The sequence below is a fragment of the Giesbergeria giesbergeri genome (assembly GCF_054779375.1).
In genome coordinates this window covers 20,797-47,109 of record NZ_BAAGYJ010000003.1, presented here as the reverse complement: position 1 = coordinate 47,109, position 26,313 = coordinate 20,797, and the positions used below count along the sequence as shown (strand labels likewise).

At 58.5% G+C, this 26,313-nt stretch carries 25 protein-coding genes and 2 tRNA genes; 14 read left to right on the top strand and 13 right to left on the bottom strand.

What is annotated here, in order from left to right:
- The first annotated feature begins 147 nt into the window (after positions 1 to 147).
- From ACYVB2_RS08200 to ACYVB2_RS08190, 3 genes are read left to right on the top strand one after another with little or no spacing between them, the layout of a single operon-like run.
- The gene (locus tag ACYVB2_RS08200) at positions 148 to 1,578 is read left to right on the top strand and encodes an FAD-binding oxidoreductase (RefSeq protein ID WP_460536058.1); all 1,431 of its coding nucleotides are present in this window, start codon (positions 148 to 150) and stop codon (positions 1,576 to 1,578) included.
- 44 nt (positions 1,579 to 1,622) lie between these two features.
- A complete protein-coding gene (locus ACYVB2_RS08195; RefSeq protein ID WP_382432078.1) occupies positions 1,623 to 2,000 on the top strand; it encodes a PH domain-containing protein in 378 nt (125 codons plus the stop codon).
- Complete coding sequence (locus tag ACYVB2_RS08190) at positions 1,997 to 2,410, top strand: hypothetical protein (RefSeq protein ID WP_382432080.1); 414 nt, start codon at positions 1,997 to 1,999, stop codon at positions 2,408 to 2,410. Before ACYVB2_RS08195 ends, ACYVB2_RS08190 begins: the two co-directional genes overlap by 4 nt.
- Position 2,411: 1 nt before the next feature.
- On the opposite strand, the gene ACYVB2_RS08185 is transcribed toward ACYVB2_RS08190, so the two are convergent.
- The 3 genes from ACYVB2_RS08185 to ACYVB2_RS08175 form a co-directional block, all read right to left on the bottom strand.
- A tRNA-Thr gene (locus ACYVB2_RS08185) sits at positions 2,412 to 2,486 on the bottom strand.
- A gap of 23 nt (positions 2,487 to 2,509) precedes the next feature.
- Positions 2,510 to 2,585: transfer RNA gene (locus ACYVB2_RS08180), tRNA-Gly, on the bottom strand.
- A gap of 100 nt (positions 2,586 to 2,685) precedes the next feature.
- Entirely contained in the window at positions 2,686 to 3,972 is a 1,287-nt protein-coding gene (locus tag ACYVB2_RS08175) for an MFS transporter (RefSeq protein WP_460536054.1), read from the bottom strand.
- 142 nt (positions 3,973 to 4,114) lie between these two features.
- Here ACYVB2_RS08175 and ACYVB2_RS08170 point away from each other — a divergent pair, with 142 nt between their 5' ends.
- Entirely contained in the window at positions 4,115 to 4,264 is a 150-nt protein-coding gene (locus ACYVB2_RS08170) for a DUF3149 domain-containing protein (RefSeq protein WP_382432084.1), read from the top strand.
- Positions 4,265 to 4,284: 20 nt separating this feature from the next.
- On the opposite strand, the gene ACYVB2_RS08165 is transcribed toward ACYVB2_RS08170, so the two are convergent.
- The 9 genes from ACYVB2_RS08165 to ACYVB2_RS08125 all read right to left on the bottom strand — a co-directional run bounded on the left by ACYVB2_RS08165 (position 4,285) and on the right by ACYVB2_RS08125 (position 11,719).
- Positions 4,285 to 5,262 carry an alpha/beta hydrolase gene (locus ACYVB2_RS08165; RefSeq protein ID WP_460536049.1) on the bottom strand — a complete coding sequence of 326 codons (978 nt, stop codon included), beginning with the start codon at positions 5,260 to 5,262 and terminating at the stop codon, positions 4,285 to 4,287.
- Between the two features lie 32 nt (positions 5,263 to 5,294).
- Entirely contained in the window at positions 5,295 to 6,188 is an 894-nt protein-coding gene (locus ACYVB2_RS08160; RefSeq protein WP_382432088.1) for a hypothetical protein, read from the bottom strand.
- Positions 6,189 to 6,199: 11 nt separating this feature from the next.
- Positions 6,200 to 6,805 carry a penicillin-binding protein activator LpoB gene (lpoB, locus tag ACYVB2_RS08155; RefSeq protein WP_382432089.1) on the bottom strand — a complete coding sequence of 202 codons (606 nt, stop codon included), beginning with the start codon at positions 6,803 to 6,805 and terminating at the stop codon, positions 6,200 to 6,202.
- A 37-nt stretch (positions 6,806 to 6,842) separates the two neighbouring features.
- Positions 6,843 to 7,241, bottom strand: coding sequence for a YcfL family protein (locus tag ACYVB2_RS08150; RefSeq protein WP_382432091.1), 399 nt, complete (start codon positions 7,239 to 7,241; stop codon positions 6,843 to 6,845).
- 26 nt (positions 7,242 to 7,267) lie between these two features.
- Positions 7,268 to 8,935 (bottom strand): COG3014 family protein, encoded by a 1,668-nt coding sequence (locus tag ACYVB2_RS08145; protein WP_382432093.1) that lies wholly within the window; start codon positions 8,933 to 8,935, stop codon positions 7,268 to 7,270.
- Between the two features lie 84 nt (positions 8,936 to 9,019).
- A complete protein-coding gene (locus tag ACYVB2_RS08140; RefSeq protein ID WP_382432095.1) occupies positions 9,020 to 9,391 on the bottom strand; it encodes a hypothetical protein in 372 nt (123 codons plus the stop codon).
- Between the two features lie 124 nt (positions 9,392 to 9,515).
- On the bottom strand, positions 9,516 to 10,256 hold the full coding sequence (locus ACYVB2_RS08135) for a 16S rRNA (uracil(1498)-N(3))-methyltransferase (RefSeq protein ID WP_382432097.1): 741 nt from the start codon (positions 10,254 to 10,256) through the stop codon (positions 9,516 to 9,518).
- Between the two features lie 15 nt (positions 10,257 to 10,271).
- On the bottom strand, positions 10,272 to 11,396 hold the full coding sequence (locus tag ACYVB2_RS08130; RefSeq protein WP_382432099.1) for an aminoglycoside phosphotransferase family protein: 1,125 nt from the start codon (positions 11,394 to 11,396) through the stop codon (positions 10,272 to 10,274).
- A 50-nt stretch (positions 11,397 to 11,446) separates the two neighbouring features.
- Positions 11,447 to 11,719, bottom strand: coding sequence for a hypothetical protein (locus ACYVB2_RS08125; RefSeq protein ID WP_382432101.1), 273 nt, complete (start codon positions 11,717 to 11,719; stop codon positions 11,447 to 11,449).
- Positions 11,720 to 11,962: 243 nt separating this feature from the next.
- On the opposite strand from ACYVB2_RS08125, the gene ACYVB2_RS08120 reads away from it, so the two are divergent.
- From ACYVB2_RS08120 to ACYVB2_RS08080, 9 genes are all read left to right on the top strand, one after another.
- Positions 11,963 to 14,347, top strand: coding sequence for an LPS-assembly protein LptD (locus ACYVB2_RS08120; protein ID WP_382432162.1), 2,385 nt, complete (start codon positions 11,963 to 11,965; stop codon positions 14,345 to 14,347).
- 13 nt (positions 14,348 to 14,360) lie between these two features.
- A complete protein-coding gene (locus ACYVB2_RS08115) occupies positions 14,361 to 15,752 on the top strand; it encodes a peptidylprolyl isomerase (RefSeq protein ID WP_382432103.1) in 1,392 nt (463 codons plus the stop codon).
- A gap of 14 nt (positions 15,753 to 15,766) precedes the next feature.
- Positions 15,767 to 16,534, top strand: a complete 768-nt coding sequence (gene rsmA, locus ACYVB2_RS08110; protein ID WP_382432105.1) for a 16S rRNA (adenine(1518)-N(6)/adenine(1519)-N(6))-dimethyltransferase RsmA — start codon at positions 15,767 to 15,769, stop codon at positions 16,532 to 16,534.
- A 736-nt stretch (positions 16,535 to 17,270) separates the two neighbouring features.
- On the top strand, positions 17,271 to 19,403 hold the full coding sequence (locus ACYVB2_RS08105) for a DNA methyltransferase (protein WP_382432107.1): 2,133 nt from the start codon (positions 17,271 to 17,273) through the stop codon (positions 19,401 to 19,403).
- Position 19,404: 1 nt separating this feature from the next.
- The gene (locus ACYVB2_RS08100; protein WP_382432109.1) at positions 19,405 to 20,370 is read left to right on the top strand and encodes a hypothetical protein; all 966 of its coding nucleotides are present in this window, start codon (positions 19,405 to 19,407) and stop codon (positions 20,368 to 20,370) included.
- 171 nt (positions 20,371 to 20,541) lie between these two features.
- Positions 20,542 to 20,658: a VF530 family DNA-binding protein gene (locus ACYVB2_RS08095; RefSeq protein ID WP_382432111.1), complete on the top strand. Its 117-nt coding sequence runs from the start codon at positions 20,542 to 20,544 to the stop codon at positions 20,656 to 20,658.
- A 144-nt stretch (positions 20,659 to 20,802) separates the two neighbouring features.
- Positions 20,803 to 21,576 carry a ferredoxin--NADP reductase gene (locus tag ACYVB2_RS08090; protein WP_382432113.1) on the top strand — a complete coding sequence of 258 codons (774 nt, stop codon included), beginning with the start codon at positions 20,803 to 20,805 and terminating at the stop codon, positions 21,574 to 21,576.
- 186 nt (positions 21,577 to 21,762) lie between these two features.
- Positions 21,763 to 22,254: a Crp/Fnr family transcriptional regulator gene (locus tag ACYVB2_RS08085; RefSeq protein ID WP_382432115.1), complete on the top strand. Its 492-nt coding sequence runs from the start codon at positions 21,763 to 21,765 to the stop codon at positions 22,252 to 22,254.
- Between the two features lie 117 nt (positions 22,255 to 22,371).
- Positions 22,372 to 23,250, top strand: a complete 879-nt coding sequence (locus ACYVB2_RS08080; RefSeq protein WP_382432117.1) for a hypothetical protein — start codon at positions 22,372 to 22,374, stop codon at positions 23,248 to 23,250.
- Positions 23,251 to 23,271: 21 nt separating this feature from the next.
- Here the strand turns inward: ACYVB2_RS08080 and ACYVB2_RS08075 are convergent, their stop codons facing one another.
- Positions 23,272 to 25,257 (bottom strand): monovalent cation:proton antiporter-2 (CPA2) family protein, encoded by a 1,986-nt coding sequence (locus tag ACYVB2_RS08075; RefSeq protein WP_382432119.1) that lies wholly within the window; start codon positions 25,255 to 25,257, stop codon positions 23,272 to 23,274.
- A 47-nt stretch (positions 25,258 to 25,304) separates the two neighbouring features.
- Between ACYVB2_RS08075 and ACYVB2_RS08070 the strand changes: the two genes are divergently transcribed.
- The gene (locus ACYVB2_RS08070) at positions 25,305 to 26,306 is read left to right on the top strand and encodes a KpsF/GutQ family sugar-phosphate isomerase (RefSeq protein WP_382432121.1); all 1,002 of its coding nucleotides are present in this window, start codon (positions 25,305 to 25,307) and stop codon (positions 26,304 to 26,306) included.
- The last annotated feature ends 7 nt before the right edge of the window (positions 26,307 to 26,313 follow it).

The following is a 26,313-nucleotide window of genomic DNA, read 5'->3' as shown; positions in this document are numbered from 1 at the left end:
AATTCTTTCCCCTGGTCGGTGGCCGCCGCACCGCGCAGGCAGCCCATAGGGGATTGTCGGCCAGAGTGCCCCATAAACCCATACTCGGGCCTTTGAGTCTCTCTATCGACCCGGTGGTATTCTTCGCCTCCCCCGGAGAGTTCGCCCATGCACAGCCCTGCCGCACCGTCCCACGTCCATTCACCTGCATTTGCTCCCCGCACTGCGCCCACAGCATGCCTAGAGGCACTCAAAGCCCGCTTTGGCCCCCAATGCTCCACAGCCCAAGCTGTGCGCGAACAGCATGGGCGTGACGAATCGGCTTATGCGGCTATGCCGCCACCCGATGCCGTAGTCTTTGCCGAAAGCACTCAGGACGTGCGCGACGCTGTGCAACTGGCCCAGCAGTACGCCGTGCCTATCATTGCGTTTGGTGCGGGCAGCTCGCTGGAAGGCCACCTGCTGGCAGTGCAGGGAGGTATCAGTCTGGACGTATCGCGCATGAACCAAGTGTTGTCGGTCAACGCCGACGACCTCACCGTGACAGTGCAAGCAGGCGTGACACGCAAACAGCTCAACGACGCCATCAAATCCACGGGCCTGTTTTTCCCCATCGACCCCGGCGCCGACGCCACCTTGGGCGGCATGTGTGCCACCCGTGCCAGCGGCACCAATGCCGTGCGCTACGGCACCATGCGCGAAAACGTGCTGGCACTGCAAGTGGTGATGGCCGATGGCAGCGTGATCCACACCGGCTCACGCGCCAAAAAAAGCAGCGCAGGCTACGACCTGACGCGCCTGATGGTGGGCAGCGAAGGCACCTTGGGCATCATCACCGAAGTCACGGTCAAGCTCTATCCACTGCCCGAGGCGGTATCGGCAGCCATCTGCTCTTTTCCCAGCATTGAGGCTGCGGTGCGCACCGTCATCCAGACCATACAGCTGGGGGTGCCCATTGCCCGGGTAGAACTGATCGACGCCCACAGCGTACGCATGGTCAATCGCTACTCCAAACTGAGTCTGCGCGAGGAGCCCTTATTGCTGATGGAGTTTCACGGCTCCCCCGCTGGCGTGCAAGAGCAGGCGCAAACGGTGCAAGAGATTGCCCGCGATTTGGGTGGCAATGATTTTGAATGGGCCACCACCCCCGAAGAGCGCACCCGGCTATGGACGGCCCGGCACAATGCCTTGTTTGCCGCCATTGCCAGCCGCCCCGGCTGCAAAGCCATGTCCACCGACACCTGCGTGCCCATCAGCCGCTTGGCCGATTGCTTGCTGGACTCGGTGGCCGAAGCCGATGCCAGCGGCATCCCGTACTTTTTAGTTGGTCATGTGGGGGATGGCAATTTTCACTTTGGCTACCTGATCGATCCCGACAGCACCCAAGAGCGTGCGCAGGCAGAACAGCTCAACCAGTCGCTGGTGCAACGGGCCATCCAAATGCAAGGCACTTGCAGCGGCGAGCATGGCGTGGGCCTGCACAAAATGGGCTTTTTGGTCGATGAGGCAGGGACGCCCGCGTTGGCCGTGATGCGGGCCATCAAACAGGCGCTAGACCCACACAATATCTTGAACCCCGGCAAAATTTTTAGTTGGTAACGCACAGCCACCTCCTACCACCCTTCACCAGCGAGAAAACCACTATGGGCCTTTTTGACGGCGTATTGGGCAATGCCTCCAAAATAGACACCCGCAAGATTGCCGCAGAATTCGAGCGCATTCTGGCACCCGGTGAGCAGGTAGAACATGCTTACCAATTGATCCGTGATTACTTCGTTTTTACCGATAAGCGCCTGGTGCTGGTAGACAAACAGGGATTGACCGGGAGCAAGGTTGAACACCACTCCATCCCCTACAAAAGCATTACCCACTTCAGCATCGAAACCGCAGGCACTTTTGATCTGGATGCCGAACTCAAAATTTGGATTTCTGGCACCCCCGTTCCCCTGCAAAAGCAGTTCAACAAGACACTCAATATCTACGAGGTGCAGGCCGTGCTGGCCAGCTATGTGCTCAAATGAGCCATGGCTTGGCGTGGGATACCGCCCTGCGGATTTTGGCCCTGTGTGTGCTATTGGCCGGTGCTGAAACCCTGCACGGCATCGCACGCACCGTGTGGGCGGTGCCCCGCTGGGGTAAAGAGCGGGCACTCCAGCGCAGCGCCCTGACAGGATCGCTGCTGGCGGGGGCCATTTGCTGGTTCATGGTGCCCGGCCTGGGCTTGCACACCGCTTGGCACCATGCCGCGCTAGGCCTGGGGTTGGCGACCTTCATGGCCCTGTTTGATGTGGCACTGGGCCGATGGCTGATGCACAGACCGTGGCCTCGGATTGCGCAAGAATTTAACCCAGCATCAGGCAATTATTTGGTGTTTGGTTTGGCATTTTTGAGCGCGGCACCCATGCTGGTGCACTGGCTGCGTAAACCATGATTGGTGCCCATGGCGGGAATCGGACCCGCGACCTCTCCCTTACCAAGGGAGTGCTCTACCACTGAGCCACATGGGCAGCTTGTACGCAAAGGAAAAAACTGGAGCGGGATAAGAGGTTCGAACTCTCGACCTATACCTTGGCAAGGTATCGCTCTACCAACTGAGCTAATCCCGCAGATGATGGTTTTTTGAAAACCATGCGCTTACTGAAGTAAGACCGCTATTATATTCCGAAAAACTAACCGTGCAAGCCACCTCACTCAAAAATAGCCGATTCAGGGGCTCACTGGGGCCACCGGGTGCCGAGTGCGCGCCCAAATTCCCATGCCCACCAGCGTGGCAGAGGCCACGCTCAACAGCAAAGCCAGGGCCGAGCCATAAAAAATACCGCCCGTCAAACCACGATCAAGCAAAACACCAAACACGGGAGCCGCCACCGAAAAGCCCAGATCCAGCCCCGAATACACCGTGCCATACACCCGGCCTGTGGCCCCCGGTGGGGCTGCACGCTTGATAAGCATGTCGCGTGAAGGGCCAGCAATGCCCGTGCCCAGCCCTGCCAGTGCCGCCAAGGCCAAGGCAGCAGTGCCCGGCAGCCAGCCTGTGCCTGCCAGCACCAGCAGCACGGCCGATGCCACCAAACAGACCGAGATCGTCTTTTCCAGCCGCACTACCCGCCCCACCAGAAAACCACCCGCCACCATGCCAGCGGCACCACAGAGCATGTAGCCCGTGACCACCAGTGCCGTCAGGTTCAGGGGCAGCCCATACATTTGCTGCAAGGCAGGACTGGCAAAACTCTGAATGGCACTGAGAGCACAGGTGCTCCAGAAAAAGAATGAAAAACACAGCCACACCGATGGCAGGCGCAAAAAGGCCATCGGGTGCTCTGGCGCCGCAGCACTGGCGTGGCTACCGCTGGGATGCCCCCAAGCGCCTTGGCGGTCATCCAAGGCATCTCGCTGCCAAACCATCACCGCCAGCACCAACAACGCCAGCACCAACAACGCCAGCGCCGCACCACACAAGCAGGCCAGCCGCCACGAGCCAGTGGCCGTGGTCAGCCCGGCCATAAACAACGGGGCCACGGCCCAGCCCAAGTTGCCCGAAATACCATGCACCGAGAAGCCATGCCCCAGCCGTGCCGCCGACACCCGCTTGTTCAAAATAGTGAAATCGACCGGATGGAACGGTGCATTGCCCAACCCCGCCAAAGCGGCTGCCAGCACCAGCCCAGCGTAGCCCTGCGCGGTCGCTGCAGTCACACCGGCCAACATAAAGCTGCCCAAAGCAAAAAACAGCACAGGCCGAGCCCCCACCCGATCGACCAAAAAACCCGACAGCGCCTGCCCCACCCCCGAGATGACAAAAAACACCGTGACCAGCCAGCCCAACTCGGCATAGCTGAAGCCAAATTCAGCGATCAGCCACGGAAACAGCGGCGGCAACAGCATGTGGAAAAAATGCGAACTGCCGTGGGCCAAACCAATCAGGCTGATGGTGCGTATATCTTGGCGCAGGGCTGCAGCCTCGGGATGGGCGGGGGCAGACGTGGTACTCATGCAGCCATCTTAGAAGCAGTGCGATTTTCTTGCAGCACAGGGGTTCGGTGTGCCCGGTTGACCTGTATCAACACCGTCATCCAAGGCCATCACCAGAATTCCGGCCCATACAATGGTTTTTTATTCCAACCGGAGGGCTCCCATGAAGCTGCTGAACGACCTTTTCACTACCGACTATGGCCTGATGAGCATCATCGGCATTGCCATGATGGTGGTGGCTGGGGTTGCGTTTGTGTATGTGCTGCAACGCAAGATTGACGCCGACCAAAAGGAGGCCGACCGGCAGAAGTGATTCTGCTGGCAACCCTGTGCCTACCCAGCAGGGGTCGTGGTAGGCGCACACAGCCCGGCCAAGGGCTGGCGTGCCCACTGCTCAAGCCAGTGCCATAGCTGTTGCACCCCATCTTGGGCACCGTGTTGTAAGCCATGATCGGCACCGGGCAACTGGCGCACACACCACGGAGCGGGGCGCTGTCGCATCCGCTGCGCCCATAAGGCAAATGCCTGTGCAGGCACCAACGCATCAGCATCACCCCACACTTGCAACAAGGGCCACGGGCTGTTGCGCAATGGCTGCTCCAACGGCCAGTGCCAAAGGTCGCGCCAGTAACGCAGACTGCGCCCTTGGTAAAGGGTGTGATCGGGCAACGGGCTGGCCTGCGCACGCTCCAAGGCCTGCCATTCAGGCCAGCGGCCTAGGCGTTGTGCTTGCAAGACGGCCGTCTCGCGCGGGTCCAAGCCCGGTGCCGACAACAACACCATCGCGGCCATTCCGGGCACCACAGGTGCCAAAGCAGGTACAAGCTCCGCCCCCTCAGAAATTCCAACCAACACCGTGGGCAGCGTGGCTGTTGGGCTGTGGGCTGTGCGCTGCCACCAGCCCTCTAGCGCCGCCTGAGCCTGCCGATGCCACCATGCCAGCGCATCGGTCTGGACAAAAGCGGGGGCGCACTGGGTCGGTGGTGTCATATGTCCCACCTCAATGCCGGGTTTGTGCAACACCCACACTTCGGCATGGAGCAACCCCGCAAAATAGCGCGGTGCAATGGCACCCATGCCTGCGCAACCAGAGCCGGGCAATACCACAACCCGATAGCGCAACGGTGGCAACAACGCCCCTCGGTGCAGCACGGGCAAATCTGCTTCCCCTGGTGTGGTGGGCCAGCGACTCTCTTGCCAACGGCTGGGGGCCAACAAAGGTCTAGACAGTTCTGTGGGGTGCGAGGCAGGCCAAGCCATTGCATGGGGCCACCACCAAGATAGCCCCAGCAAAAACAACAAGGCCCGCATACAGCGGGCCTCAAGCCGACATTGTTGTGGCATCAACGCAGAATAGTCACGGGTGGAGGCGGGGGGGGCTGGTCTGGATACGGTTCTGGCTCGCCATCCGACAAGGGTGGTGGACGTACACCACGCGACAGACGCGGATCGCTGTAGCCCAACTGATCTACCAGCTGCTCATACACGCTCATTGCCAAACTTTGCGAGGTTTCGCGCATCACCTTGGCCCGGTTGGGTGGGGCAATATCGCCCCGGTTCGACAAAATCTTGGTGTCGTTGCCAGCACCTTGGGCCGAGAAGGCCGCCTTGATTTCGTAAGTACGGGTGTGGATGAGCGAAAAATCCACCAACAGATCTAGCCCATATTGGTGCGTGGCACTGCTCGTGCCTTGCAGTGGCGACAGTGCATCGCGAAACTGCACGCTCGAGACAGCGCCAAACAGCACATAGTCGGCCCCGTTGAACTCGCCCTTCTTGATACGGGCGATGATGTCGCGCACTTCGGGCTGGCGGCTGGGCCGTGCCATGCGTCCCGTTTGCAACTGGTGCAATGCCTGTTCAGCCTTGGTGGGCTGTGGTGCGCCAGCATCAAAGGCTTTGCCTTGTACCAGCCGGAACACCGTGCCGCGCAGCAGTGCGCCCTTGATGTCGTTGGTAAAAGAGTACAGCTGGCGCTGCTCGATATAGCTGTAGCGCCCCGCCACATAGGTAGAGCTGTATTGCTCGCTGGTGGTGCTGCTCCAGCGGGTGTCGCGCGTATGGGAGCTGCCTTGCTCGGTGCCCGCCTCAAAGTATTCCGACACCCGTGGGGTGTAAGCCAGATCGGTGACGGCAATGCGCGGCGCTGGCTGCGCTTGCACGCTGGCAGGGCCAGCCACCCAAGCAGCACCGACTATCCAGGCTGCTGCGGCGGCCAATGTACTTCTGCGTTGCATGGATGCTCCTTTCAGCGGCGGGTAGTTTTGCGGATTTCTTTTTCGTCCTGCCATTCAATGGTGCCCTCTTCCACATCAAACAGCTTGAGCGTGAACTTGTAGTAAACGTCTTTGGTGCCTGCCGTTTGCTTGACGATACTGGTCAGCTCGCCCTCCATGCTGTAGCGGGCAGCGGTCATGTTGCCAATTTTGGCCGTGCTGTTTTGCTTGTACAGGCCGCTCTGGTTTTGGCGTTGCAGCTCATCCACACCGGCCTGCATCTCGTTGATGGAACGCACAAAACGCACTTTGCCCGACTTGACCAGCGCCGTCTGGATCGAGTGCATCACATTGGTGGTGTCGATGTACTCGCTGGTTTTGTTTTTGACGGTAGAAATGGTGACGGTGGGGCGGCCCTGAAAGATGCCCGTCTCGAGCAAGCTGCCGGTCATTTTCTCGGCAATCATTTGCAGGTCGGTAGAACCAAACTCGTTGGTTACCAACTCGACGCCTTTGGCATCGCCGTAGTTGACCTGACGGTCAAAACGGATGGTGGGTACCTGCGGGTTCTGGCAGGCGGTCAGGGTCAGGGTGCCAACCAGTGCGGCCAGCAAAAGGGGATAGCGTGAGAAGGTCATAGCGAAAAGAATGTGAAAAAACAGGCCGTCCAGCCACTCAACGGGGGCGATCCACGTTCATTTCCAGTTGGAAATCGCTGGCTTCGCTGCTGGGGGCTACGCTCTTGACGGTTTGGCGGCCCATACCCATCAGTGGCAATTGTTTCCAGGCTTCGCCATCGCCCACCTGGTTGCCCGCACCATCGACCCAACGGAACCGGTAGTACACCGTGCGCTCACTGTGGCGCATATTCAGCAAATCGGCCTGCACCACCAGCACGCCATTTTTGGGCTGGATGCGCATTTCTGTCACGGCCACGCCTTTGGCATCACTGCTCAAAAACACCTTATCGGCCACCGCAGGGGGGGTGGCTGGATCGTGGTATTGGGCCTGTGCGCTGCCCATCAGGGCAAACCAAGCCGTGGCCGCACTGGCCAGTGTCAAACGGAAATTCATCACACACATCCTCCAGAAAAAAGCCATCACTGCTGCCCACTGGGCAACGGTGCGGGCATGTTAGGCGTACCAACGGGCCAAGACGGATAAGGGCGGGTGCGCTGTGGTGGGCGGCCAGATGAGCGCGATGGGGCTGCCATTGGCTCCACGTTGTGTGCGGGCGGTGGCTCCGCGGCCTCGGCAGGCGCCACCACCGTACGGCGGTTGGGTGCTGTTGTTAGAGAGGTTTTTTTGGTTGGTGGCTGCACAGGGCTGGCGGGTGCAGCCGTGCTGGTGGGAGCGGGCACTGGCCCTGGTGCAGCGCCTGCGGCCAAGGCACCAATGGTGGCCACCTGACCCACCAGAATTTGCTGCTCGTGCAAACGCAGCGGCACCAACGCATATTGCCCGCCCACGTCAATCTCGGTTTCTACTTCGCGGCCATTGATACGCACGCGGTGCTTACCGGGAGGCAAATAACCCCGTGCTACATAAACACGGCCTGGCAACATGCGCCACATGCGGTCGTCGGCTTTTTCGGTGGCAATAGCTGCAATGGCACCCAGCAAGCCTGCCAAAGCTCCGCCTTTTTCTTGCAGTTGGTCTTGCATCACCCCCTTGGCCAACGCGCGGGTAAAGCCGCGCAGCACCATGCCGGGCATCTCGTCCTTGAGAGCACGCCGGGCCATGACGTTCAGATCCACCACCCGTTCCAGCCGAAAGTCGTACCCAGCAGCCGACAACTGGCTCAGCAACGGATCGCGCGATGGCTCTATCACCGGATAGGAAATACTGACCGTGTTGATGCGGTGGTTGATAGGGATGGGCAGGGTGAACGCTTTGGGCTTGCGCGCCGGTGCCTCACCCGCCTCCACCACAAACAACACATCGGTCATGCCTTGGCGGCGCTTCCATGTAAAGCTGGTGCGGCTGTCCAGACCGCGCAAACCTTCTTCCAGCACGCGGGTTTCGGGCTTGAGCTCGATGGCCTTGCGATAGCCAGGTGCCGCCATTCCCGGCTCATTGATGGCTTCGTACAAAAACCCGGCCAAATAGTGCGATAGCGCATTTTGGTAGCCATTTTTCAGAGCCAATACTTCGGGGTCATTGAGGGTCTCGACGGGATAGCCGCTGATTTCCTTGCTGGCACTGCTGGCCCCCTTGGACTTGGCCTCCTCTTCGGCGGCTACCATCTCTTTGGCACGGAACTCGGCAATCACGGCTTCGCGCTCATGGGTGCGCTTGATATCCACACGGGCATTCTCAAAATCGCCCAGCGCCATACGGTTGAGGGCCAACCGGGTAGTGAGCCAGACCTTTTCATAGTCTTGGCCCTCATACACCTTAAAGCGTTCACTGATCAGGCTGGCACCCAAGGTGCCCATCAGCTTTTGTGGGTTGGTCTTGGCAGCCTCTTCCCAGTCTTTGACCTTGGTGTCGGCCAACAAAAAGGCGTTGTTGCTGTCTTCGTAGCGGCCCTGCATGCGCAGCAACTCACCGCGCTCCAAGTTGTAGAGCAGGGCTTTTTTGTCGTCTTCGGTGGTGGCTGTGGATTCGAGCCGGGCCAGCGATGCTGCAACGCCACCTGTGCGGCCCGCCGTTTGCATTTCGGTTGCCAGCTCATCGTGGCTTTTCAGGCTGGCACAGCCGGTCAGGGCCGTCGCTATCGACAAAACCGCCCACAAACGGGCGTGTGGTAAGGGCCGGAGCTTCATGGGAAGTTTTTATGCAAAAAGATGAAGGAGCACACCCCTGCGGGCATTGCGTGCAGGGGCGCCAAGGCTCAGGGCCGCCAGGGCTTACCGGATCGGGCGGTAACCGTCACGAGGATAGTGCGGATAGCGACGACCACGATGTTCCCAATGACCAGGCACCCATTCATCTACACCACGATGGCGCTCCCAATGACCAGGCACCCACATGGCATCATGGTGTGGTGGTGGAGGCCGGTCACGCGCCCAGTGGGGTGGGGGCCGATCTCTCCAATCCCGCCGGTCGTATCGATCGTAGCGGTCGTAACGGTCATACCGATCGCGGTGAGGATGATCGTAGCGTTGCGCTACGGTAACGCCCTCATCTTGTTCCTGCTGTGGGGCTTGCTCCACCCCCGCAGCACCAGCAACAGACGCACACCAAGCCATAACGATGGCTGCTATCGCGTTCTTGTACATGCGAACCTCCTTAGCTTCAGAAACGAGCGGCTGCTGGAACCACTACAGCTTCATTCTAGGAGTGCCTACGCTGGCTGTGTGCAGTTGAATTCACAAATATTTACGCGGCGGCGCGGCCTGCCCCTCAAGCCAACGTCCATGCGGCCAGTGCAGCCAGTGGAGCCGTCTCGGCACGCAGCACCCGTGGCCCCAGTGTGGTGGGCACAAAACCGTGGGCCAGTGCCAATGTCTCTTCGGCAGGACTGAGCCCCCCTTCAGGGCCAGAGAGAAACCATACGGGGCCAGCACCTACCACCGCCCGCTGTAGTGGCTGGGTGCCCGTGCGCAACGAGAGCACCAGCCGTTGTTCTGCGGGGGCCGTGCTGGAGCCTTGGCTTAACCAGTCGGCCAGCGATTGGGCCGCATGGATGCGTGGCACCCGATTGCGCCCGCATTGCTCGCAAGCGGCCACCGCCACGGCCTGCCAGTGGGCCTGCTTTTTCTCGGCCCGCTCAGCCTTGAGCTTGAGCACACTGCGTTCGGCCAGCAGCGGGGTGATGCTGGCTACGCCCAATTCCGTGGCTTTCTCCACCAACCAGTCCATGCGCTCATTGGCCGTGATGCCCGCCAACAGGTGAATAGCCCGCTCGGCTTCGCGCTCGATGGGGTGGTGCTTGCCCACCTGCACCCGCACCTCGCTGCGGCCCATGCGCAGCACCGTGGCCTCAAACTCGCCACCGGCACCTGACCCATCCAGCCCGCCCTGAAACAAGGTGATGGCATCACCCGGTTGCATGCGCAGCACCTGCACATGGCGTGCCGCCCCAGCGGGCAAGTCCACCTCGGCACCGGGCAGCAACTCAACCGGACAGTAAAAGCGTGGCATAGGTATTCCTTTGACTTAGACGCGGCCAAAGGCGTAGCCTACCGGCGCTTGGGTGCCTTCAATCTGGTCAATCAAGCGGCTGAACGGCAGCAGTTCGCGGTAACGCTGGGTGGTGGAGCGGATGTAGTGGATAAAGCGCGGCGCATCGGCCAAGTATTTAGGCTTGCCATCGCGCAAGGTCAGGCGGGCAAAAATACCCGCCACCTTGAGGTGGCGCTGCAAACCCATCCACTCTACGCTGCGGTAGAACTCGCCAAAATCAGCCCCCCAGCCGCTGGCGCTCTGGGCGCCCAACAGCCCGGCCTTGCGCGCCTTCTCCCAATAACGCACCGTGATGTCGAGGATGAAATCCTCCTCCCAACTGATAAAGGCATCGCGCAACAGGCTGGCAATATCGTAGGTGATGGGGCCATACAGCGCATCCTGAAAATCCAACACCCCCAGCGGCCCGCCTGCCGTGGTTGGTGCCATCAGGTTGCGCATCATGAAGTCGCGGTGGACAAACACGCTGGGCACCGACAAATTCTCAGCCACGATGCAATCAAAAGTCTGTGTGAGAAGAGCTTGCTGCTTATCGTCCAACGTCAAGGCCCGATGCTGAGCAACGTACCAGTCGGGAAACAGCGCCAGCTCCCGGCGCAGCACCGCCTCGTCATAAGCGGGCAGCACCCCGGGGCGAGAGGCCAGTTGCCATTGCAGCAGCGTATCGGTGGCCTGCTGGTACCAAGCATAGGCGTCTTGGGGGTGTTCGGGGTGGAGCTTTTCAATAACGGTGTGTTGGCCCAAATCACTCAACAGCATAAAGCCGTGGCTTTGCTCCCAAGCCAGAATGTTGGGCACGCTCAAGCCCGCCTGCTGCATCAGTGCCTGCACTTGCACAAAGGGCTGGCAGTTTTCTTTATCGGGGGGGGCATCCATCACGATGCAACTGCTGCCCGTGGCAGTGTCGAGCCGCAAATAGCGCCTAAAACTGGCATCGGCAGAGGCGGGGCGCAAGGTGTCGGGCAACAACTGGTGCAAATCTACCAGCGGCGTTAACCAAGCAACAAAGGCAGCATGGCGGGCCGGTTCGGCCCAAGTCACGCTGGAGGACAAAGCAACAGCAGGTGTGCAAGCGGGGGGGGAAGAGGGGTGGCTCATGGCGGGCCGGATTCTACAAACCCGGCCACCCCTGGCTCCCGCCAAGGAGGTCAGTAACGCTCGTCTTTGACCAGCACGCCGGTTTTGCGCAGCATCACGGCGTCCCAGCTTTGGCTGTCACGGTTGTCATTGACCAGCTTGAGCAATTTGTCATCGATCTTGCGCAACTCGGCCTGTTGGGTGGGGTTGAGTTCGCCCAAGCGATCATGGATGTGATCACGCAGCTTGTAGAGCTGCTCAGTATCTCCGGCATCATCGCTCCAGAAATCGATATAGCCGTCGTAGCTCTTGAGGCAGCTTTCAATGGTCTTGCGTTCTGACATTCTGGGATTCCTTTGTGGATGGAACGGAAAGAAAAGGTGCAACGGCAGTGGCTCTACCGTTTCGGCGCAGACTCTACAACAGCCACGCCCACTTTTGGACGTGTTGGGGTGCTGCGCATGTGGATAATCTGTGCCTACAAACCCGGCCCGCCCGGCGCGGGTGGTGGGCGGCCCCCGTAGGGGCATGCCCACTGCTGTTTTCCTGGACTGACACCCTTGCCCGACCTGCTTCGCACTCCCTCAATGCCTGTGCGCTCTCTTGCCCGCAACGCCCCACCCTGTACGCGCACGGCACTGGTGCAGCAGTTGATGGCGGCCTTGTGCGCGTTGCCCCTGTTGGCATCGGCACAAGACATGGAGGCAGCATCTGCCGCTGCCCCCCTGGTGTTGCGCGCCAGCCCGCTGTTGCAAGAAACCATCCCAGACGCTGTGCGGGCGCAAATGCCCACGTTTGTCTCGGGTGACCACATAGAGGGTCAGCCCGATGTGCGAGCCGTGTTGGAGGGCAATGCCGAGCTGCGCCGCGCCGATACGGTGATTCGAGCCCAACGCATGGAATACACCGTGCCCGAGGACTTCTTGCAAGCGCAAGGCCAAGTACGCATCAATCGGGCGGGCAATGTTTACGAAGGCACGCTGCTGGAGCTACACGTCAATGCCTTTGAGGGGTTTTTTAACGATGCCCGCTACCAATTTTTGCGCAATGCCGCCCACGGGCAAGCGGCACGGGTCGATTTTTTAGACCGCGACCGGGCCATTGTGCGCCAGGCCACCTACACCACCTGCGAGCGCAGCGATGAGGCCACCTGGCAGCCCGGCTGGATGCTGCGGGCCAACACCATTCATTTGGACATGGCTGAAGAAGTAGGACGGGCCGAAGGTGCAGTGCTGGAATTTCAGGGCGTGCCCATCCTGCCACTGCCGCACATCAGTTTTCCGCTATCGGACAAGCGCAAGTCTGGCCTGTTGCCCCCCACCATTGGCCTCAACAGCACCAATGGCATGGAGTATGAACAGCCCTACTACTGGAACATCGCCCCCAACCGCGATGCCACCTTGCGGGGAGCAATCATGGCCAAACGGGGCGTGCAAGCCGGGGCCGAGTTCCGCTATCTGGAGCCCGACTACCACGGTGAGCTGCGTGGGGATTTCCTGCCCTCAGACCGGCTGCGCCATCGCCACCGCTGGAGCTATGGCATCAAGCACCAGGGCAGTATTGCCACTCCACTGGGGGGTCTGGGCCTGAACCTGAATTTAGAGCGTGTCAGTGACGACCACTACTGGCGTGACTTTGCCCGTGCCGGAACCCAAATCACCCAGCGCCTGCTACCAGGCGATGCCACCTTGTCTTGGGCCGGTGGTGACATGGGCCTGCAACTGCGCACCCTCAAGTGGCAGACCTTGCAAGACGTCTCGGCCCCCATCGTGCCCCCTTACGATCGCCTGCCACAACTGCACTGGCGCTATGCGCCCCCGCAGTGGGGCGTGTTCGATGTCAATGTAGAGGCCGATGCCACACGTTTTCAGGCCCAGCGCAGCCTGACCGGCCAGCCCAATGCCACCCGCAGCTATGCGCTGGCGCAAATCAGCCGCCCCTATCTGGCAGCAGCGGGCTTTTTAGTGCCCCGGCTGCAACTGCACGCCACGCAATACCAGTTTGACAGCCCACTGGCCGATGGCCGCCGCTCAGTCAGCCGCGTGCTGCCCACCTTCAGCCTCGACAGTGGGCTAGTGTTTGAGCGCGACACCAGTTACCTAGGACGCAACTTCCTGCAAACCCTGGAGCCACGGGCTTTTTACACTTACACCCCCTACCGCAACCAGAGCCTCTTGCCGGTGTACGACACCGCTGCCAACGACTTCAACTTTGCCACCATTTACACCGAAAACGCCTTTGGCGGCCACGACCGTCTGGCCGACAACAACCTGCTCACCTTGGGCGTGACCACCCGTCTGCTCGACCCGGCCACAGGCGCCGAGGCTGCGCGCTTTGGCATCGCCCAACGCCTGCGCTTTTCTGACCAAAACGTCACTTTGCCAGGGGCGGCGCCACTAGACGAGCGCCTGTCCGACCTGCTGCTGGGTGCCGGGGTGCAATGGACGCCACAATGGGGGTTGGACTCCACCGTGCAGTTCAACCCCAAAACCAGCCAATCTATCCGCACCACAGTAGGCACCCGCTACAGTCCCGGACACTACCGCACCCTCCACGCTGCCTACCGGCTCCAACGCGGCACCAGCGAGCAAATTGACGTAGGCTGGCAATGGCCGCTCAATGACTTGTGGGGCGACAAAGGGCTGGACTTGGGTGCAGGCCGGGGCCAAGGCGGCGGGCGCTGGTACAGCGTGGGACGGCTGAACTACAGCCTGCAAGACCGCAAGCTGGTCGATACCGTTGTGGGGCTGGAATACGACGGCTGTTGCTGGATTGGCCGCGTGGTGCTCGAGCGCCTGCAAAGCACCGTTACCAGTACCAACACCCGGCTGCTGTTCCAGCTCGAATTTGTGGGCTTCTCACGCTTAACCTTAGGCTCCAACCCCTTGGCCAGCCTCAAGCAGAATATTCCGCGCTACCAATACCTGCGCGAGCAAGTCAGCACGCCCAGCCGCTTCAGCAACTACGACTGAGACTTTTTCCGCCATGAACCACCGTGTCTTTGCCCTGGGCCTTGCCTGTCTGGCCACCTTTGCCACCTCGGGCGCCAGTGCGCAGGGCTTGCGTCCTGCGGCAACCGGCAGCCACACCCCGAGCCTGTCGCGCGCCCTGTCTGCCCCCGTCTTGCTACCCGCACCGGGGAGCAGCCCCACCACACGGCAAGCCGACTACATTGTGGCCGTGGTCAACTCCGAGCCTGTCACCCACAACGAGGTTCAGGCCCGTGTGGCCAGAGTGGCACAGCAACTCGCCGGACAACCCAACCCACCTCCGTTGGCGGTGGTAGAACGCGAAGTGCTGGAGCGCCTGATCCTAGAAAAAATCCAATTGCAACAGGCACAGCAAAACGGCATTCGTGTCGATGACGTGGCCGTGGCCCAAGCCGAACAAATGGTCGCCAGCCAAAACAGCGTCAGCCGCGAAGAGATGTACCGCCGCCTGGCCGCCGATGGCGTAACGCCCGAACGCTTTCGCCAAGACCTGCGCCGCCAACTGCTGCAACAGCGCCTGCGCGAACGCGAAGTAGACGCGCGCGTGCGCATCTCCGATCTGGAGGCCGATGCCTACCTGCGCGAACAAACTGGAGGCCAAAGCGCCGCCTCCTCAGAGATCAACCTCGGCCATGTGCTGATCACGGTGCCCGAGGATGCCTCGCCCGAAGCAGTGGCACAACTCCAAGCCCGCGCCCAGCAAGTGGTCGATCAGGCCCGTGCCGGGGGTGACTTTGCTGCACTGGCACGCAGCTACTCCGAAAGCCCAGAACGCGCCCAAGGCGGCCTGATGGGCCTGCGCCCAGCCGACCGCTATCCTGAACTGTTCACCACCGCTGTGCAGACCTTGCCAGTGGGTGGCGTGGTGGGGCCACTGCGATCGGCAGCAGGCTTTCATGTGCTCAAACTGGTCGACAAGGTCAGCACCAGCAAGCTGCCCCCCATCACACAAAACCGGGCCCGCCACATTCTGCTGCGGGCCACACCACAATTGAGCGAAGCTGCCGCCGTTGAACGCTTGGCCGACTACCGTCGCCGCGTTCTGGCCGGTCAGGCAGACTTTGCTGACTTGGCCCGTGAACACTCACAAGACGGCAGCGCCAAGCAAGGGGGTGATTTGGGCTGGTCGACGCCCGGACGCTATGTGCCCGAGTTTGAATCGGTGCTAGAAGCCTTGCAGCCCAGCGAGATCAGCCAACCACTGGTATCGCGCTTTGGTGTGCACCTGATCCAACTGATGGAACGCCGCCAAGTGCAGCCCAGTCCACGCGAGCAACGCGAGATGGCCCGCTACGCACTGCGCGAAAAGAAAATTGAAGAGGCCTACAACCTGTGGGCGCAGGAGCTGCGCGCACGGGCCTACGTTGAATACCGCGATGCGCCCTGATCGATGAGCTTTGGATGAAACACATACCCCGCAAACGCTTCGGACAGCACTTCCTGTCTGACCACGGCATCATTGATGCCATCGTCCAAGCCATCGACCCACAGCCCGGCCAGCCAGTCGTAGAGATCGGCCCCGGTTTGGCAGCCCTCACCCAGCCTTTGGTAGAGCGCCTGGGTCGCCTCACCGTGATTGAACTTGACCGTGACTTGGCGCTGCGCCTACGGCTGCATGGTCAGCTGCACGTGATTGAGTCCGATGTGCTCAAGGTGGACTTTGCCCAAGTAGCCCAACAACTGGCCGTGCCTAAAATTCGGGTGGTGGGCAATTTGCCTTACAACATCTCCACGCCCATCCTGTTTCATCTGCTGCCCTTTGTGGACGCGATCACAGACCAGCACTTCATGCTACAAAAAGAAGTGATCGACCGCATGGTGGCCGCCCCTGCTACCAGCGACTATGGGCGCCTGTCGGTGATGCTGCAATGGCGTTACGCGATGGAAAACGTGCTGTTTGTTCCGCCCGAGAGCTTTGATCCGCCCCCGCGCGTCGATAGCGCAGTAGTGCGCATGGTGCCCTATGCCGAGCCAGTGGCCCTGAGCCCCAAATTGCTGGAGACTCTGGTGCAGGTAGCCTTTAGCCAACGGCGTAAACTGCTGCGCCACACCCTAGGACGCTGGCTAGACGAACAAGGCTTTGCAGGCCAATTCGATGTGCAACGCCGCGCCGAAGAAGTCCCCGTGACCGAATATGTGGCGCTGGCTGCGGGCCTCAGCGTGGCATAAATGATGCAGTTTCTTGTGGTCTGACCACCGCCTGTATTGGCATCTTTTAGCCACAGCATAGGTGCTCTGTGATGTCACATAACTGATCTACCCAACCAATCCCGCTCGGGGCCATGAGAGCAAGACGGGTGTGCCATTGTTCCAACAACGCCTTCATACACACCCTGCCTTAAGCAAACTCTTACATGATGGCGAGAATCGGGGTCAGTTCTGGTACTTCGTACAGGAACAATGACTGGTACCGTATCAAGTATGTTGGAATTGCATTTCGATGACATACCTGCTGCCACACCTGCAACGCAGCATGGTCTTGGGCACTGTGTAGACAGTGTCAAAACAACGAACCACCAGACAATAATAACAAAGAAATATCTGAATCGATGTTCAGACAAAACCAAAAACACAAATTCAAATAATTACTTATTTGAAAATATAACAAACTGATCATCATCAATCAACATCCAACAGCTGACCCTCAAATTACTAAAGAGGGAATCAACCTCATTAATCACTACTGAGCAATATCACTTCAAAACAATCTATCCAATTGTATTTTATAAAATACAATATTCATCCAATCAAACCACACCTACTTCTACATCTCTTGTGCCAACAGCAATTCTTAAAAGAGGCAATTAATTAACACCTAAAAATCGGCTTTTTCCGTTGGCTGATACCACCCTCAACTATGGCAACAACGGATCATCACCATAGAATACAGAGTGAGCATCAATTCTTGAGCAACAAAACTACCATTCAAAAAATATTGGAGGCGGTTTTCCAGATAAGCGGCTTCGATCAAAATCGCTTAGCACAGTACCTCGGTACATCCTACTTCTCGGTCGTTCGGTGGGAACGTGGAGACATTGAACCTAGCGCAGATATCATCACACAGTTACAACATCTGATAGCAGATATCAAAGCAGGTCGCACAATCGACCTCACCAGCCTCAATGTAAATCGCACATTCGCCTCACGTGGCATCCGATCAGTTTCTGAAGCAAACACCTTCGAAGGCGTAATCGCAATACAAGACGATCCAGGCCCGTATCTGCTTTCTCGGCTTAAACAGGGACCATTTTGGGGCAGAGCACAGCAGGAGCTTGGAACAATCCTGTTAGAACACGTTGAGGCCGCACAAACTGTTGACCAACCAGTGGCCAATGGAGTTTCCGCTGGTAAAAACACCTACACCTACGATGCCCACACTTACCACACTAAAGTACCGCCACAGGGCATAGCCCAAGTCTTGCGAAATTACCTGCCCGCTGGCGGGTTGGTACTCGATCCCTTCGCAGGAAGTGGAATGACAGGCGTTGCAGCACTGACGACAGGACACGATGTTATTCTTAATGAACTTTCGCCAGCAGCTAGCTTCATTGCCGATCGTTTCACGTCCCAATGCAACCCAGCAGCCCTCGCAGCAGCAGCCAAGACGGTTACCAACAGTCTGGCTGAACTGCGAAAAAGACTCTATACAACGCAGTGTCGCACATGTGCCAAAGACACTGAGCTACTGTTCACCGTCTGGTCATATAAGGTGATTTGTACCCAGTGTAGTAGGGAATTCGTACTTTGGGACGAATGCCGCAGCTATGGCGAGACCGTTCGCGAACACAAGTTTCTGCGTGAATTTCCGTGCCCTCACTGCAAGCAACAGATCAAGAAATCACGTCTTGCCCGCACAACCCCAGTTCCTGTCCTTGTGGGTTACAAGTGCTGTAGCAAGATTCAATCAGAGGTTCCTCCCAGCGATGCCGATCTCAAACTCATCTCATCGATACACGCCAATCAATTTGTGGCAGCGGACTTCCTGCCAGACTTCGATTTGCCCGATGGCGTGAACCTCGCACAGCCTAAGCGACATGGCCTGACCAACGTCAAAGATTTTTACACCACTAGAAATCTTGCAGCTATGAGTCAGCTTTGGCAGATGATCCACAGAGTGGAAGACACCAACATCGCAGCATTCCTCGGCTTTGTATTCACATCCCTTTATCAGCGCGTGACGAAACTCTCCGAATACAGATTTTGGGGTGGTAGCGGAAACACCGCAAATTTTAATGTCCCCTACATTTTCAATGAAGCCAACATTTTTCTGACCTTCGAACGTAAAGCACGTTCCATCGTTGACCACCTAGAGACAACCGCCCAGTCCTACAAGGGTCGTAGCCTTGTCCACACAGGTTCAGCAACCAATCTCTCCTTTCTTCCAGATAACTGTGTTGACCTTATTTTCACCGATCCTCCCTTTGGAGCTAATATCAACTACAGCGAGATGAACATACTTTGGGAGTCGTGGCTTAAATTCTATACAGATGCCACAAACGAGGCAATTGTTAACCGGGTTCAAAAGAAAGATGCAAGCAAATATCAAGAATTGATGACGCAGAGCCTTCAAGAATGCTATCGTGTTCTACGGCCTGGTCATTGGCTCGTACTCGTTTTCATGAATTCTGCCGAAAACATCTGGAATCGTATTAGGCATGCCATTATTGATGCTGGTTTCATTATCGAGAGAGTCGATATCTTCGACAAACAACACGGTACATTCAAGCAATTCGTCAGCGACAACGCCGCAGGCGCTGATCTCATGCTCCATTGCCACAAGCCCCAAGCCACAAGCCCAAAAACCACAATGATCGAGGTTACGAACGTAATCTCCGTGAAGGATTTTTTGGAGCGCCGTAGTGGCATTGTTCCCATGCTGCAATACCTACATGTCACACGAAACGCTGATTTCGATTACCGCACGCTCTACAGCGAATACCTAGCTGACAGTCTCCTGCAACACAGCAGAACGCTAGATTTTGCTACGTTCAGACTCCAAGCATCTGACATCCTCAAAACCAAGAAGGTTGTGACGTAATATGTCCTATTTACAAGCATTTACAGACACAGAACAAGAACTAGCGAAACGATGGCTTGCCACACAAGTAGCATCGATGATGGGGAGGAAGCTGGAAGAAGGAGACTGGAGCCGTGTCTACTGCTTGGCTAAAAATATCCCTGATGGAGGATGGAGTAACCTACACATCGATATTAACCATCAAGGCCTCGGACTAGAGATGAAGCTCCTGCGTATTCCAGGGCTTCGTAATAAGCCTATCCAGTCTGTTTGTGGCACTTCGCTGATGCATCCAGCAGCAACGCGCTCCATTCGCATTGAAGACACATCGCGCCATGCTGACGATGTCATGCATGAGGTGTTCCAACAATATGCAGAGTTGATTCAAGAGCGCACCAACCGTGTCAAAGAGGCCGCCCCTCACCGAACACCAGATATGCGTACCGGCTGGCTGATTTGGGAAGATAACCTTACAGAGTTCCTCTACTTCGAAGAGCGGATGCTGCCGCCCAATCCGGAACAATTTACTGCCGAATGGAACATCACACCTGTGAGAGGCTCGCGCAAGGCCAGCAAAAGCCTTTGGATATTCGACAAAGACACGAAAAAGAAACGCTACTCCGTGACCACCAGTGCAGGCATCAAAATCCAACCTTACTTTGACGTACCGCCTCCATCAGACAAAAATCTCTACTATTTCCGCGTTCAAAGTGAACCTGTCAATTCAACAACCATCCGTTTGTGGATCTCGACAGCGACGGCACAGGCACTTAGAAGCAAACTTGGTTCCCTCGACTCCACTACTGTGAGCACAGCGATCCTCAAAGCCATCGAGTGTGTTGGCAAGATTGTGCAAGCACCTGAGGAAGAAGAAGGACTTGCAGTAGCTGTAGAAATCAGTAAGGAAGCTCACATACAGCTCCTTGCTGCGTGGGAAGCCGTTAGCGATGAGCATCATGCCCAATTGCTGCTCAAAGCTCTTGCCTAGATCGTGGGATGGCACACACTTCTAAGATTTCCCAACTCTACACCTCCCAATAGCAGCCCCGCAATCCGTTACCATTGCTCTCAAAGCGATGGTAAGGCCACTCTCGAGCTATTACAGTAGGCAAGAGCTGGGTTAGCGCATCCCGGTACGCTGCTTTCAAAGCCCCCCAACGTGGCATCCTGCCTGAAATTTCTACGCAGAACGCCTTGGGCACGCCAAAGGGTCGAGAACCTGTGTTTCTTCATGCTGCGTGCGCAGCCACGCCTCAACCCCCAACCGCAGGCATAAGCACCTAACCTGTGGTTGTGAGCAGAAATGTCACAATGGACGGGTTTTCCCTGAAGAAAGTGTTCAACAGTCCTGCCAACGGCTGTGCTCGCACACTTTCCCGCACCAACAAGCCCGTTTCCTTACTTTTTTCGCCTATCCACCATGAGCGCCTTTCTTGAAGAACGCGTGCTGTCTGTCCACCACTGGACTGACCGACTTTTCAGCTTTACCACCACCCGCGATACTGCCTTGCGGTTCTCCAACGGCCACTTCACCATGATCGGCCTGCGGGTAGACGGCAAGCCCCTGCTGCGCGCCTACTCCATCGCCAGCCCCAATTACGAAGAACATCTGGAGTTTCTGTCTATCAAGGTCGAAGATGGCCCATTGACATCACGCCTGCAACACATCCAGGTGGGCGATACCATCATCGTTGGCAAAAAACCCACCGGCACACTGCTGATCGACTACCTGTTGCCTGGCAAGAACCTGTACCTGATCGGCACCGGCACCGGCCTGGCCCCCTGGCTGGCGGTAGCCCGCGACCCCGAAACCTACGAACGATTTGACAAAGTGATCGTGGTGCACGGTGTACGTCAGGTGGAAGAGCTGGCCTACCACGATCTGTTTGAGAAAGAACTGCCCGAGCACGAGTTTTTGGGCGATATCGTCAAGGACAAGCTGGTTTACTACCCCACTGTCACGCGCGAGCCTTTCCGCAATCAGGGCCGCATCACTGATCTGATCAACAACGGCACCTTCCCACAAAACATAGGCCTGCCTGCGCTCAACCCCGAGACCGACCGCGTCATGCTGTGTGGTAGCCCCGCCATGCTGGCAGACCTGAAAGAAATGATGGAACAGCGTGGCTTCAAGGAAGGCAACACCACCACGCCGGGCGACTTTGTGATCGAACGCGCCTTCGTCGAGAAATAACCCTTCCTGCCCCGGGTGGATACTGTGCGCCATCCCACCAACCGATCCCTATGGTTCACGATGGCGCCCTCTCTTGCACTGCTGCCACCGGTGTGGCCCATTGCCCTATCCGCCGACACGTAGCATGATCTCATCCATCATCTACCCACTTTTGTGGCCCAAGGTTCGCCCCCTTGGTTTTGCACCATGAACGCAACCTACCTTCCGCAAAATCCCCCCACTCTGCAAGGACTGGTCAAGGCCATTGCAGAAGCCAACGCTGAAGACAGCCTGAGCAACCCACTCACGCCCGCGCAGTGGGAGACTTTGTCGGCCTACCTGCAACCCCATGCGTTAGAGGCTTCCCAGATTCTGTTTGCCAAAGGTGTGCTCGACCGCACCCTGTATCTGGTAGAGAGCGGCAACCTCAGTGTGCATTACGAAGACGACAAACAGCGCCTGCGTATGGCTATGGTCGGCGCAGGCTCTATCGTGGGAGAAGGGGGATTCTTCTCACACCGACCACGCAGCGCCACCGTGCAGGCCGCAGCCCCCAGCCGTTTATGGGCTTTGCCTGCGCTGCGCTTTACCGAATTGTCCAACCGCCAACCCGCCATTGCGCTGGCCCTGTGCATGGCAGCAGGCGCCGTGCTGTCCAAACGGCTGGGCAACCGCCGCCGCCGCGTGGCTGCCACCTAGAAGCTTGGGCAAGCCTTGAGATAACGCAGAATCCACGGTAATGAGAACTCCTACCGCCAAGCAGTCACAGTACACTCTTTCCGGATTTTTACAGGTGCTATCCGAAGAAAGAATGCCATGTCCTTGTTGAGCTGGTTCACGCGCAAATCCACCCCGGCCAAGCCGCGCACAAGCGATGCGGCTGGCTTGCTCAATGCTGACGCCACCGTACCCCTGGTGCCAGGCTCCGATGGTCAGCCACTGCTCAAACCGGCTCCCACCGAACATGCAGCCAACCGCGTCAATGAGCGCATGGAGCGGCGCGAGCTGCTTTATATCGTCGTACGCGATGCAATGGTGCGTGCCGGGGTGCTCTCGGCCAGCTACAAATTCAAGGTGCTGTCGCTCGACCAAAAGGGCCGTCAATTCCTGATCATGATGGACTTGGCCCGCGAATACGGCGGCGAAACCGCCCGTCTGAGTGAAATTGAGGCTTTAATTGCCCAAACAGCCAAGGCCCGCTACGACATTGCCGTCACAGCGGTGTATTGGCGCATCAACGACCATGTAGCAGTGGGCCTGCCCCAAAAGGCTGGGGCAGCTGCTGTAGCCCCAGCCCCCAGCCGTCCAACCGCTCCCACAGCCCCCGAACGGCCTGCACACCGCCCCCGCCCCGTTCCGGTGGCCGCTGCGGCCCCCGTCCCTGTCGCCCCAGAGCTGCCAGTGCATGTCACCCCACCACCAGTGGCCGTTCCGCCCCCGGTGGTGACACCAGTCCATACGCCCGCCCACGGCACCCGATTCGACCCCATCGAGGCCGAAGAGGTGGCGGCCTTCAAACGGGCCTTGGCCAGTGCGGCGGCCGCCCGCCCCGCCAGCAATGTACCGTTGGGGGTCTCGGTGCATTCTGGGCCACTGCGTCAGCCTGTCAGCGACACCGGCTTTGCCGATACCGAAATGCCTGTCGATGCCCGTGGCCCCGACCTGAGCAGCACCCAATACGGCGAACTGCGCTAAGCCGCTCCCGCCTCGGCCTTTTCAGCCGCGCAACAGCTTGTCCTGCGCACCCAACAAGGCCGACGGGTGGCCCGACAGCACCAAGGTATCGCCCGCTGCCAACACCAAGGTGTCGGCCAGCAGGGCAATGCGTCCATTGCCGTGGCGCAAACTCACCACCCGTACTCCCATGGCGTGCAAAGCCAGTTCCCCCAACGGTTGGCCCAGCGTCTTAGCGCCTGGGGGCAGGGTCACGGTAGACAGGCGCTCTTGATCACGCTCCTGCACCGTATCATCATCGGCCCCATGAAAATACCCACGCAGCAGGTTATAGCGGGCCTCGCGCTGATCTTGCACCCGCCGGATCACCCGGCGCATCGGCACCCCCACCAAGGCCAAAGCATGGCTAGCCAACATCAGTGAGCCTTCAATGGCCTCTGGCACGATCTCGGTAGCACCTGCTGCCAGCAAGCGATCCAGATGCAAATCATCCTGCGTACGCACCACCACAGGCACTTGGGGCGCATGACTGCGGGTATGGGCCAACACCTTCAATGCTGCAGGCACATCCAAATAGGTGACAGCCACAGCACTGGCACGCACCAGCCCAGCCGCCACCAGCGCCTGCAAGCGCGTGGCATCGCCATAGACAACCGAATGACCCGCTGCAGCAGCTTGGCGCACCCGGTCGGGGTCTAAGTCCAACGCCATGTAGGGAATCCCTTCTTGCTCCAGCATCCGCGCCAAGTTCTGACCGCAACGGCCATAGCCACAAATAATCACATGCTTGCTGGTATCAATGGCCTTGCGGGCAATTTGTGTCATTTGGATAGATTGCTGCATCCAGTCACTGGCTACCAGCTTCATCACAATCTGGTTGCTGTACATGATCAAGAACGGCGTTGCCAACATCGACAACACCATCGCTGCCAAGATCGGATTCATCAATGCTGGGCGCAACAGGCCATGCTCGTGCATCAGGGCTAACAGCACAAAACCAAACTCCCCCGCCTGCGCCAAGTACAGCCCAGCACGCAACCCCACCCCCGTGGTGGCCCCCATCCCCCGCGCCAGCAGCAAAATAACGCCCAATTTGATCAACAGCGGCACCACCAACAAGCCCAACACCAGCGCCCACTGCTCCACCAGAATGTGCCAGTCCAGCATCATGCCAATGGTGATGAAAAACAGCCCCAGCAGCACATCATGAAAAGGCCGAATATCAGTGCCCACTTGGTGTCGGTATTCAGTCTCTGAGACCAACACCCCGGCAATAAAAGCCCCCAACGCCAGACTCAGCCCCGCCAGCTCAGTCAGCCATGCCAGGCCCAAGGTAATGAGCAACAGATTGAGCATGAACAGCTCATCACTCTTGCGCCGTGCCACCAGCGTTAACCACCAACGCATCAGCCCCTGCCCCCCCGTGAGCAGTACCGTCACCAGCACCACCGCCTTGAGTGAAGCCCAACCCAATGCAGGCAGCAAATTGTCTGGCGAGGCCGCTAATGCCGGAATCAACACCAGCAGTGGCACCACCGCCAAATCTTGGAACAACAAAATGCCCATGATGCGCCGACCATGCTCACTTTCAATCTCAGCGCGTTCAGCCATCAGCTTGACCACAATGGCCGTACTGCTCATGGCTAGCGTGCCCCCCAACGCCAGTGCCGTCTGCCAGCCTACATCCCAAACCCCTGCAAGCCCTTGGGCCAACAACAAAGTACCACCAAAGCCCGCCACCATCGTCAGCAGCACTTGCAGCAGGCCCAAGCCAAACACATCGCGCTGCATCGCCCGCAGCTTAGGCAAGCTGAATTCCAGCCCAATCGAAAACATCAAAAACACCACGCCAAATTCGCCCAGATGGCGCACACTCTCCGAGTTCTGCGCCAAGGCCAGTGCATGGGGGCCAATCAAGATACCGGCGGTCAGGTAACCCAGCATGGGGGGCAGTTTGAGGCTACGGCAAACAACCACCCCCAACACGGCGGCCAATAAATAAAGCAAAGTCAAGGCAAGTGAGGACATGCGCGAATCCTAGCCCAGCCCCTGGGTGTGACCGATAAAATCGGCACATGCAAGCTGCCTCTGGCGCCCCGCGCCCCTTTGACGCCGACCAAGCTCTCCGCTTGGGCCGAGAAACTTTTGACATCGAAACTGCTGCCCTACGGGCGGCGGGTCAGCGCCTGGATAAGCACTTTGCCCAAGCGGTGCAACAGATGCTGCACACGCGCGGGCGCATCGTGGTGATGGGCATGGGCAAGAGCGGCCATGTAGGGCGCAAGATAGCGGCGACCCTCGCCTCTACGGGCACCCCCGCCCTGTTTGTTCACCCTGGCGAAGCCAGCCACGGCGATTTGGGCATGATCACCCAACAAGATCTGCTGTTGGCAATTTCTAACAGTGGTGAAAGTGCCGAACTCAACGCCGTGCTACCCGTACTCAAGCGCCTAGGGGTCACTGTCGTGGCCATGACTGGGCAAGCCCAGTCCACCCTGGCCCGACATGCCGATCTGGTACTCGACACCCAAGTGGAGCGCGAAGCCTGCCCGCTCAATTTGGCCCCCACTGCCAGCACCACAGTGCAGTTGGCGCTGGGCGATGCCTTGGCCGTAGCCCTGCTCGACGCCAGAGGCTTTCGGGCCGAAGATTTTGCCCGTTCACACCCCGGCGGCGCTCTTGGACGCAAACTGCTAACCCATGTCAGCGACATCATGCGCAGCGGCGACGAAGTGCCACGCGTCGCCCCTGAAGCCAGCTTCAGCACCCTGATGCGCGAGATGAGTGCCAAACGGTTGGGCGCTTCGGCCATCGTCAATACCGATGGTCAGGTATTGGGCATCTTCACCGATGGCGATCTGCGCCGCCGCTTGGAGATGGGGGCCGACCTGCGCAGTGCCACTGCGGCCCAATTGATGCACCCCCACCCCCACACCATCACAGAAAATGCCTTGGCCGTAGATGCGGCCGTGCTGATGGAGGAGCACGGCATCACCAGCGTGCTGGTACTCAACGCACAAGACTGCCTCACAGGCATGGTGCATATCGGCGACTTGATGCGCGCCAAAGTCATCTGAAAGGCGG